At 56.4% G+C, this 9,754-nt stretch carries 8 protein-coding genes; all 8 read right to left on the bottom strand.

All coding sequences use genetic code 11. The features are described 5' to 3' along the window. Positions 1-96: 96 nt before the first annotated feature. Positions 97-897: a CDP-diacylglycerol--serine O-phosphatidyltransferase gene (gene pssA / locus DFR26_RS03815; protein WP_116207593.1), complete on the bottom strand. Its 801-nt coding sequence runs from the start codon at positions 895-897 to the stop codon at positions 97-99. 117 nt (positions 898-1,014) lie between these two features. After that, the gene (ilvC, locus tag DFR26_RS03810) at positions 1,015-2,031 is read right to left on the bottom strand and encodes a ketol-acid reductoisomerase (protein ID WP_116207592.1); all 1,017 of its coding nucleotides are present in this window, start codon (positions 2,029-2,031) and stop codon (positions 1,015-1,017) included. 15 nt (positions 2,032-2,046) lie between these two features. Next, on the bottom strand, positions 2,047-2,538 hold the full coding sequence (ilvN, locus tag DFR26_RS03805) for an acetolactate synthase small subunit (RefSeq protein WP_116207656.1): 492 nt from the start codon (positions 2,536-2,538) through the stop codon (positions 2,047-2,049). Positions 2,539-2,540: 2 nt separating this feature from the next. Further along, on the bottom strand, positions 2,541-4,265 hold the full coding sequence (locus DFR26_RS03800; RefSeq protein ID WP_116207591.1) for an acetolactate synthase 3 large subunit: 1,725 nt from the start codon (positions 4,263-4,265) through the stop codon (positions 2,541-2,543). A gap of 307 nt (positions 4,266-4,572) precedes the next feature. Continuing rightward, on the bottom strand, positions 4,573-7,158 hold the full coding sequence (gene clpB, locus DFR26_RS03795) for an ATP-dependent chaperone ClpB (RefSeq protein ID WP_116207590.1): 2,586 nt from the start codon (positions 7,156-7,158) through the stop codon (positions 4,573-4,575). Positions 7,159-7,282: 124 nt separating this feature from the next. Continuing rightward, a complete protein-coding gene (locus tag DFR26_RS03790; RefSeq protein ID WP_116207589.1) occupies positions 7,283-7,837 on the bottom strand; it encodes a flavodoxin family protein in 555 nt (184 codons plus the stop codon). A gap of 38 nt (positions 7,838-7,875) precedes the next feature. Then, positions 7,876-8,718 (bottom strand): peptidoglycan editing factor PgeF, encoded by an 843-nt coding sequence (pgeF, locus tag DFR26_RS03785; protein WP_116207588.1) that lies wholly within the window; start codon positions 8,716-8,718, stop codon positions 7,876-7,878. Positions 8,719-8,727: 9 nt separating this feature from the next. Then, the gene (gene rluD, locus DFR26_RS03780; protein ID WP_116207587.1) at positions 8,728-9,681 is read right to left on the bottom strand and encodes a 23S rRNA pseudouridine(1911/1915/1917) synthase RluD; all 954 of its coding nucleotides are present in this window, start codon (positions 9,679-9,681) and stop codon (positions 8,728-8,730) included. Positions 9,682-9,754 lie beyond the last annotated feature (73 nt).

Raw genomic sequence — 9,754 nt, 5'->3', positions numbered from 1 at the left:
CTAAAAGCAGCGTCAACCGTTATTCGTAAATCTTTTGCTGACTGCCTGCTTAATAAACAGAAGCTGACGTAAGCGATTGATAGTTTGCGAAGCGCCTCATGACACCGAGTCGCCGCGCCAGCGATGCCACAGCCCCGCAACTGGCCCGGCGACGGCATAAAGCACAGAAACCGCCAAAATACCGATGGGCAAATCGTACATCACAATGCCAAAAATCAGCACTATTGGCAGCATCACCACAAACGGCACGCGACTGCGGTCGAGCTCTTTGAAGCTGTAATACTTCACATTGGAGATCATTAAGAAGCCCAAAGCGACAATCACAACAGCCGAGACAATGGCCATTGACGGAAATTGCTCCAGTAATTTGTTATCAACCCCTACCCACACCACTGCCGCCACAATCGCGCCAGCCAGTGGACTGGCTAAACCAATAAAGTAACGCTTATCAGCGACGGCTAGCTGCACATTGAAGCGGGCCAAACGCAAGGCGGCCGCGACACAATAAATGAACGCGCAGATCCAGCCGAGCTTGCCCAGTGAGTGCAAAGACCAGCTGAACATCACTAAGGCTGGGGCAACACCAAAAGAGACCATGTCCGACAAGGAGTCGTATTCGGCACCAAATGCACTTTGCGTATTGGTCATGCGCGCAACACGTCCGTCCATGCCATCGAAAAGACCGGCCAGGAAAATGGCTAAGGCGGCGGACTCATAGTTGCCGCCCATGCCTGAAATGATGGCGTAAAAGCCTGAAAACAGTGCCGCCGTGGTAAACAGGTTAGGCAATAAATAGATACCGCGATGCCGAGCCTTTTTGCCTCCCTCCAGATGCTCATCTTCAACTACTTCAAACGTAAGCCCCGAATGATCATCGTGATCGTGTCGCTGTGACATAACAAACTCCCGAAAAAAACTATCTTAAGCGTCAGCAAAAAAAAACGCGACCTAAGTCGCGCTTTTGCGACCGAAAGCTGTCGAAACAGCCCTCGGCCTAGGTGACATCGCAAAAACTTAGTTTTTGCTTTGATCGACCAGCTTGTTTTTCGAGATCCACGGCATCATGGCGCGTAATTGGCTGCCCACGACTTCAACCGGATGCGCTGCGTTTAAGCGACGGCGAGCAGTCATGCTGGGGTAATTTGTTTTACCTTCCAAGATGAACATTTTCGCGTATTCGCCGGTTTGAATGCGTTTTAGGGCATTGCGCATGGCCTCACGTGATTGCTCGTTGATGACTTCTGGACCGGTCACGTACTCGCCGTATTCGGCGTTGTTGGAGATCGAGTAGTTCATGGTGGCAATGCCGCCTTCGTACATCAGATCAACAATCAATTTCAGTTCGTGCAAGCACTCGAAGTAGGCCATTTCGGGCGCGTAACCGGCTTCGGTTAGCGTCTCGAAGCCCATTTTCACCAACTCAACGGCACCGCCGCAGAGCACCGCTTGTTCGCCGAACAAGTCAGTTTCGGTTTCTTCGCGGAAGTTGGTTTCGATGACACCGCCTTTGGTGCCACCGTTGGCAGCGGCATACGACAGCGCCACTTGCTTGGCATTGCCAGAAGCATCTTGGTGCAGAGCGATCAACGAAGGTACGCCGCCGCCTTTCAGGTATTCCGAGCGCACGGTGTGGCCTGGACCTTTCGGAGCCACCATGATGACGTCGAGGTCAGCGCGCGGCACAACTTGGTTGTAGTGCACGTTGAAACCGTGTGCGAACGCCAAGGTTGCGCCTTGCTTGATGTGCGGTGCGATGTTGTTGGCGTAAACATCGGGGATGTTTTCGTCTGGCAGCAAAATCATCACCAGGTCGGCATTTTTCACGGCATCATCAACTTCGGCGACTTTGATGCCAGCGGCTTCCACTTTCGGCCATGAAGCGCCATTTTTGCGCAGGCCCACAGTGACATTGACACCGGAGTCGGTGAGGTTTTGCGCGTGCGCATGGCCTTGTGAGCCGTAGCCAATGATGGCGACGTTCATGCCACGAATGATGGAAAGGTCGGCGTCTTTGTCGTAATACACTTGCATGGAGTTTTTCCTCGGTTAAATGCTGAGAATTTTGTCGCCGCGCGCAATGCCGGACACACCGGTACGCACAACTTCAAGAATGGTGATTTCAGACAGCGCCTCAATAAAGGCGTCAAGCTTATCGCTCGGTCCGGTGAGCTGAATGGTGTAGACGCTAGGCGTTACATCCACAATATGGCCGCGGAAAATATCGGCCGTGCGCTTAACCTCAGCACGCGCCGCTCCAACAGCCTTGACCTTGATCAGCATGAGCTCACGCTCAATGTGCTGACCTTCGCTCAGGTCAACGACTTTCACCACCTCGATCAGCTTATTGAGCTGCTTGGTGATTTGCTCGATTTTGTGTTCATCGCCCGTCGTGGTGAGGGTGATGCGTGACAGCGTTTCATCATCGGTAGGCGCCACAGTCAGCGATTCGATGTTGTAGTTACGCTGCGAAAACAGACCAACCACGCGCGATAAGGCGCCCGGTTCATTTTCTAAAAGCAGAGAAATAATACGACGCATGATCATGTACGCTCCGTTTTGCTTAGCAACATGTCACGCATTGAGCCCTTGGCAATTTGCATGGGGTAGACATGCTCGCTGGGGTCTACGTAGATATCTAAAAACACCAATTTGTCGGTCATCGCCATTGCTTCGGCCATTTTGCTGTCGAGCTCGGCGGGGTCGGTGATTTTCATGCCCACGTGGCCATAAGCCTCAACGAGCTTCACGAAGTCTGGCAGCGAGCCCATGTAGGAGCTCGAATGACGACCTTCGTACTGCATGTCTTGCCACTGCTTCACCATGCCCAATGACTGGTTATTGATGTTGATGATTTTCACTGGCAAGCCGTACTGCAAGCAGGTCGACAGCTCTTGAATGTTCATCTGAATCGAAGCTTCACCGGTGACGCAGCAGACCATGGCGTCGGGATAGGCAAACTTCACGCCCATGGCGGCGGGCAAACCAAAACCCATGGTGCCGAGGCCACCGGAATTGATCCACTGGCGCGGGCGGTCGTATTTGTAATAAAGCGCGGCAAACATCTGGTGCTGACCAACATCGGACGTGATGTAGGCCTGACCATTGGTGGCTTTATAGAGCGCTTCGACCACTTGCTGTGGCTTCATTTCGCCTGGTGCGGGCGCTTCATAGCGCAGGCCATGACGGGTACGCCATTGCGCGATTTGCTCCCACCAAATATTCAGCGCTTCGGCATCGGGCTTGGCGGCGTCTTCGGCTTTGACCATGGCGAGCATATCGGCGAGCACAGGCTCCACAGCACCAACAATGGGAATGTCGACCATGATGGTTTTTGAGATCGCCGCCGGATCGATGTCGATGTGAATGATTTTCGCATTCGGGCAAAACTTCTGCGTGTTGTTAGTCACTCGGTCATCGAAGCGCGCGCCCACAGCGAGAATTAAGTCGCTGTGGTGCATGGACATATTGGCTTCATAAGTGCCGTGCATGCCCAACATGCCGATAAATTGCGGGTCGGTGCCGGGGAAAGCACCAAGGCCCATCAAGGTGTTGGTGCACGGATAGCCCAATGTGCGCACGAGCTCAGTGAGTAGCTCCGAGGCATTGCCCTGCACGACGCCGCCGCCGGCATAAATCACGGGGCGTTTCGCCGCCAGCAATTCATCGACAGCCTTTTTGATCTGCCCAGCATGGCCACGACCGGGCGGCGTGTACGAGCGCAGTTTGACCTTAGCGGGGTATTCGTAAGGAAACTTCTCAATAGGATTAGTGCAATCTTTCGGCACGTCGATGACAACCGGACCGGGGCGACCCGTTGAGGCAATATGAAAGGCCTTTTTCACCACGCCGGCGATCTCGCTGGCGTGACGAATTTGGAAGCTGTGCTTCACAATCGGGCGGCTCACGCCAACCATATCGGTTTCTTGAAACGCGTCTTCGCCGATTAAGTTCGATGGCACCTGACCGGAGATCACCACCATCGGGATCGAATCCATATAGGCGGTAGCGATGGCCGTGACCGTGTTCGTGGCGCCGGGGCCAGAAGTCACAAGCACGCAGCCGACCTTGCCCGTGGCACGCGCGTAGCCATCGGCAGCATGGCCGGCGGCTTGTTCGTGACGCACTAAAATATGTTGGACTTTATCCTGCTGGAAGATGGCATCGTAAATATGCAGCACCGCCCCGCCAGGGTAACCAAAAAGAAATTCCACGCCTTCATCAGCAAGCGCGCGGATAAGCATTTGACCGCCAGATAACTGTTCCACAATTCACCCTATTGTTTAGGAATGGCTATGCCTGTGCACGGCCGCCAATGGGGCCGAATCGTAACACAAGCGCTTGTTTCATGGGGGCTGATGCAGGTGCTCTTGACCTCGGGGTAGAGGTGGCAATGACCTGGCTGCGGGTGCGCACAGGGAATTGCCGAGCAGGCGTTTAGAGACGGCGAGGTACGCGTCTTGGGTCAGAGCAATCGCTGCTCTGGCGCCGAGGTGCTGAGGGTGGTCAGCGTGTCGGCGCCCTCCATGAAGCTGCGCATTTTTTATGCGCAGCCGCGAGATGTCAAGCCTTAAGTTAATGCAACTTAGGTCGCTGACACACCAACCGGCCCTGCTCTAGGTCAACCATGATGGTATCGCCAGCCGCAAAGTCGCCACGCAGCAGATGATCAGCTAGCGGATTTTCCAACTCCGCCTGAATAGCCCGCTTCAATGGCCGTGCGCCAAACAGGGGATCAAAGCCCACCGCCGCCAGATGCGCCATGGCTTCGTGGCTAAGCTCAAGCTTCAGCTCACGGTCGGCTAAACGCTCACGCAAGCGCTCAAGCTGAATGGCGGCAATGGCACGAATCTGCGCTGCGGCCAGCGGCGCAAACACCACGGCCTCATCAATCCGATTGATGAACTCCGGGCGAAAATGGCCGTGTACGGCGTCCATGACCGCCGCACGTACCTGCTCGGTCTGCCCCGCTTGCGTGAGGCGTTGGATCATCTCCGCGCCAAGGTTGGAGGTCATGATGATTAGCGTGTTACGAAAATCCACGGTGCGGCCTTGGCCATCGGTCAAACGACCATCTTCTAATACTTGCAGCAGCACATTGAAGACATCGGGATGGGCTTTTTCGACCTCATCGAGCAGCAGCACCGAATACGGTTTGCGTCGCACCGCTTCGGTCAGCGTGCCACCGGACTCATAGCCCACATAGCCTGGCGGTGCGCCGACCAAGCGTGACACCGAATGCTTCTCCATGAATTCAGACATATCGATGCGCACCATGGCGTCATCGCTATCGAAGAGAAAGTTTGCGAGCGCTTTACAGAGCTCGGTTTTACCGACGCCGGTGGGGCCTAAAAATAAAAACGAACCACTCGGGCGATTAGGATCAGTCAGGCCGGCACGCGAACGCCGAACGGCATGAGCCACGGCCTGTACGGCCTCATCTTGACCGACCACACGCTCAGCCAGTACAGCCTCCATGCGCAATAATTTCTCGCGCTCACCTTCCATCATGCGCGCCACCGGGATGCCAGTACTGCGCGCCACGACGTCGGCAATCTCAGCCTCGGTGACTTTGCTGCGCAGCAGCGTGGCCTCCGGACGCTCGCCACTTTGCGCCTGTGCCAACTGCTTTTCGAGCTCCGGGATGCTGCCGTATTGTAGCTGCGACATTTTCTCTAAATCACCTTGGCGCTTGGCGGCATCGAATGCCCAGCGGGCTTTTTCGAGCTGCTCTTTGACCTGCTGCGCACCTGCCACCGATGATTTCTCAGCGCGCCAGATCTCATCGAGATCAGCATACTCGCGCTCAAGCTTGAGGATATCTTCTTCGAGTTTCGCCAGGCGCTGTTGCGAGGCGGTATCGTCTTCGTGCTTGAGTGCCTCACGTTCCATTTTTAGCTGAATAAGCCGACGATCCAGCCTGTCCATGGACTCTGGCCGCGAATCCATTTCGAGGCGGATACGCGAGGCCGCCTCATCAATGAGATCAATGGCTTTGTCGGGCAGCTGACGGTCACTAATGTAGCGATGCGACAAGCGCGCGGCGGCGATGATCGCCGGATCGGTAATATCGACGCCATGATGCAATTCGTAGCGCTCTTTTAAGCCGCGCAAAATCGCCACGGTATCTTCCACGCTGGGCTCATCGACTTGGACTTTTTGAAAGCGCCGCTCCAGCGCCGCATCTTTTTCGATGTACTGGCGGTATTCATCGAGCGTGGTGGCACCGACGCAATGCAGCTCGCCGCGCGCCAATGCCGGCTTGAGCATATTGCCGGCGTCCATGGCGCCTTCGGCTTTACCCGCACCGACCATGGTGTGAATCTCATCGATAAATAAAATCACCTGACCTTCGCGTTTGGCCAAGGCGGTGAGCACCGACTTCAGGCGCTCTTCGAACTCGCCGCGAAACTTTGCCCCGGCAATCAGCGCGCCCATATCCAGCGATAACACGCTTTTAGATTTCAGGCTCTCGGGCACTTCGCCGTTGACGATGCGCTGCGCCAAGCCCTCAACAATGGCGGTCTTACCCACGCCCGGCTCGCCAATCAGCACGGGGTTATTTTTCGTGCGCCGCGATAGCACTTGCAGGGTCCGGCGGATTTCCTCATCACGGCCAATGACCGGATCGAGCTTGCCTGCACGCGCCCGCTCGGTGAGATCGATGGTGTATTTGTCGAGCGCTTGGCGCTGCTCTTCGGCACCAGCGCTATTGACGTTTTCGCCACCACGCAAACTATCGATGACACGGCTCAGTGAGTCGCGCGTGAGGCCCGATTGCGTCAGTAATTTACCCGCCGCCGTATTGGCATCGATGCACGCGAGCACGACCCATTCGCTGGCAATAAAGCTGTCATTTTTTTGCTGCGCTAACTTATCGGCAAGATTAAGCACCCGCATCAGCTCGGCATTGGGGGCCATTTCGCCACTGGACTTGGCAATACGCGGCAGGTCATCGAGCGCTTGGGCAATGGCGGTGCGCAAGCGCGGCAGCTGACCACCAGCTTGCGCAATCATGGGCGCAATGGCGCTATCGGCAGGCGCGACTAGCGCATCGAGCAGGTGCACAGGGTCGAGGCTGTTGTGGTCACGACCAACGGCGGTGGACTGCGCCGTGGCCAGCGCGTTTTGTAAGGTGGCGGTAAGACGGTCTAGGCGCATCGATTAGCCCTCATAAACAAACAGTGATGTTTATGATTTGTGGGGGCGATGACGAAAATTCAAGAGCCAACAACAGGCAATATACAAACCAAGTAAAGTTACTCAGTCACAGCGGCACAAGCTGCTACGCCGCGCCGCGCTGCCAGCGTTGCGTGCGCTCGGCAATATGCTGACCAAACGCCTCGGCTGTGGCGCGGTCGCCTTTCGGCGGCGTGTGCTCTGGGGCCTCATTATCGGCTTGAGTCATGAGACCCGAATACGAGCCAAGACGATTTAAATCATCGGCGCCGGTGCCTGTGGGCTGCAAGGCAAAATTTATCCACACCATGCCATGCTGGCCAGCAAAGGTTTGTAGCTGCTGTAGCGCGACTTGCTTATCGCCGCTGAGCGCGCCGGAATTGACAAAACCGGCGGCGATTTTATCCTGCCAGCCCTGCGCAAACCACGTGCGCGAGCTGTCATCCATAAACTGCTTAAATGATGCGGAGACACTACCCATATACACCGGCGCGCCAAAAATAATGGCCTCAGCGGCGCTCAATACCGCCCAATCGATGTCGCTCACCGACATGGCTTGCGCCTGCACATCGGCAACACGATTGGCACCTGCGGTGATGCAGTGGGCAATTTGTTCGGTGTGGCCAAAACCACTGTGATAAATAACAACCATTGGCGTCATGCCAACTCCTTCGTGTTCGCTCTGAAAGGGGGCGGCGCTTACGTGCGCCAAATCACGCTCGCCATGCGGCCGGTGCGCGACACTCGCCGGTAGGAGAAAAACCGCGATGATTCGCTGTATGTATCGAAGTTGCCACCATACACCGCTGAGACACCCACGCGCAGCAAGCGCAAGCGCGCCAAGGCATAAAGATCCGCTAAATAATGCCCAGGCCGGGTTGCCACAAACGCCGCGCTGGTTGCGCACTGCTCATCATCGCGGCCTGCTGCGTGGGTCACATCATAGGCCTGAGCGTTGTCGAGAAATGCCATGCGCACGCTGTCACCGACCTCGAAGCTTGCTGAGCCAATGGCCGGACCAAGCCAGGCCATCAGTGTCTGTGAGGGAGCAAACGTGGCTGCCGTGGCTTCAATAATACCAGCGCACAAGCCCCGCCAGCCCGCATGTGCCAGAGCAACACGTGAGCCCGCTGAGTCGGTGAAAAACACGGGCAGGCAGTCTGCCGTCATGACCACGAGCGCGCGCCCAGCCTGCGCTGTTGAGCTGGCATCTGCGTCAATGCAGCGTGGCTCATTTCCTGCGCAATCGGCTGTTGGCCATTGGTTGTCATTGATCACTGTGATGCCGTGCACTTGATTCAGCCACGGCAGCGCACCTTGGCTGCCTCGCGCCTGACAAAACGCGGTGAGGCGACGTCGATTATCCAGCACCGCGTGGCGGTCATCATCGACATGCAGGCCAACATTTAGGGCATCAAAGGGTGCCTGACTGAGCCCGCCAGCGCGCGTTGTTACCCACGCGTGAACATGCGCTGGTGCCGGCCAATCGGCGCGAATAAGCTGCGACTCATCGAGGATGGGTGCTGGGAACTCGTTGCTCATTGGCCGCGTTTACTCAGGCGTCGCATCGGCTTTTAAAGCAGCCAATAACGCCACAAAGTCATCCGGCAGTGGTGACTCCCACAAGCACTGCTCTTCGGTTGCCGGATGCACGAGACCTAAGCGCCGGGCATGCAGTGCCTGCCGGGAAAAGTGGCGCATGGTATCTTGCAATGCCTCGGAGGCACCTTTCGGAAAACGCAGCCGCGCATACACCGGGTCGCCAACCAAGGCGTGACCAATGTGCGCCATGTGCACGCGAATTTGGTGCGTACGCCCGGTTTCTAGCTGCACGCGAACATGCGTGTGATGCGGGTAGCGCTGCAAAATACGGTATTGCGTGACGGCGTTGCGGCCACCGGGCACCACGGCCATGCGCACGCGGTCATGCGGGTGACGGTCAATCGGCGCATCCACTGTGCCGCCGGCGGTCATTTGCCCATACGCCACGGCTTCGTATTCGCGGTAGACCTGCTTGCTCGCCAACTGCGCGACCAGATGGGTATGCGCGGGCAACGTTTTGGCAACGACCATCAGCCCGGTGGTGTCACGGTCGAGCCGATGCACAATGCCGGCGCGCGGCAGCTGCACTAGGTTTTGCTGATGGTGCAGCAACGCATTCATTAGCGTGCCGGTATGATTACCAGCGCCCGGATGCACCACCAAACCCGCGGGCTTGTTGATGATCATCAGGTAATTATCTTCATAGATAATATCTAGGTCGATAGCCTCCGGCGCCGCTTGCGTCTCTTCTTCGAGTTGCGCGTCGATCACTAACTGCTCGCCGCCCAATACTTTTTCTTTCGGTTTTTTACGCTCGCCGTTACACGTCAGCATGCCGCTGTGAATCCACTGCTTGAGCCGCTCGCGCGAGTATTCAGCAAATAATGTGGCCGCAGCTTGGTCGATTCGGCAGCCGGCAAGCTCGGGAGGAACAACGGCGTTTAATGAAATTGCATGCGACATGGTTTGGCGGGCTCGTCGAGCTAGTGTTTAATAGGGGGTATTGTACCCGCGCACCACCTTTGGTGCTCATCTT

It is taken from the genome of Paraperlucidibaca baekdonensis (genome assembly GCF_003387535.1).
GTDB classification, from domain to species: domain Bacteria; phylum Pseudomonadota; class Gammaproteobacteria; order Pseudomonadales; family Moraxellaceae; genus Perlucidibaca; species Perlucidibaca baekdonensis.
This window is presented reverse-complemented; position numbering and strand designations above follow the sequence as displayed.

Excerpts from the sequence above, each read along its gene's own strand:
- clpB (WP_116207590.1), bottom strand. The coding sequence starts at position 7,158 with ATGCGCCTAGACCGTCTTACCGCCACCTTACAAAACGCGCTGGCCACG.
- ilvN (WP_116207656.1), bottom strand. The coding sequence starts at position 2,538 with ATGCGTCGTATTATTTCTCTGCTTTTAGAAAATGAACCGGGCGCCTTA.
- pgeF (WP_116207588.1), bottom strand. The coding sequence starts at position 8,718 with ATGAGCAACGAGTTCCCAGCACCCATCCTCGATGAGTCGCAGCTTATT.
- DFR26_RS03790 (WP_116207589.1), bottom strand. The coding sequence starts at position 7,837 with ATGACGCCAATGGTTGTTATTTATCACAGTGGTTTTGGCCACACCGAA.
- pssA (WP_116207593.1), bottom strand. The coding sequence starts at position 897 with ATGTCACAGCGACACGATCACGATGATCATTCGGGGCTTACGTTTGAA.
- rluD (WP_116207587.1), bottom strand. The coding sequence starts at position 9,681 with ATGTCGCATGCAATTTCATTAAACGCCGTTGTTCCTCCCGAGCTTGCC.
- ilvC (WP_116207592.1), bottom strand. The coding sequence starts at position 2,031 with ATGCAAGTGTATTACGACAAAGACGCCGACCTTTCCATCATTCGTGGC.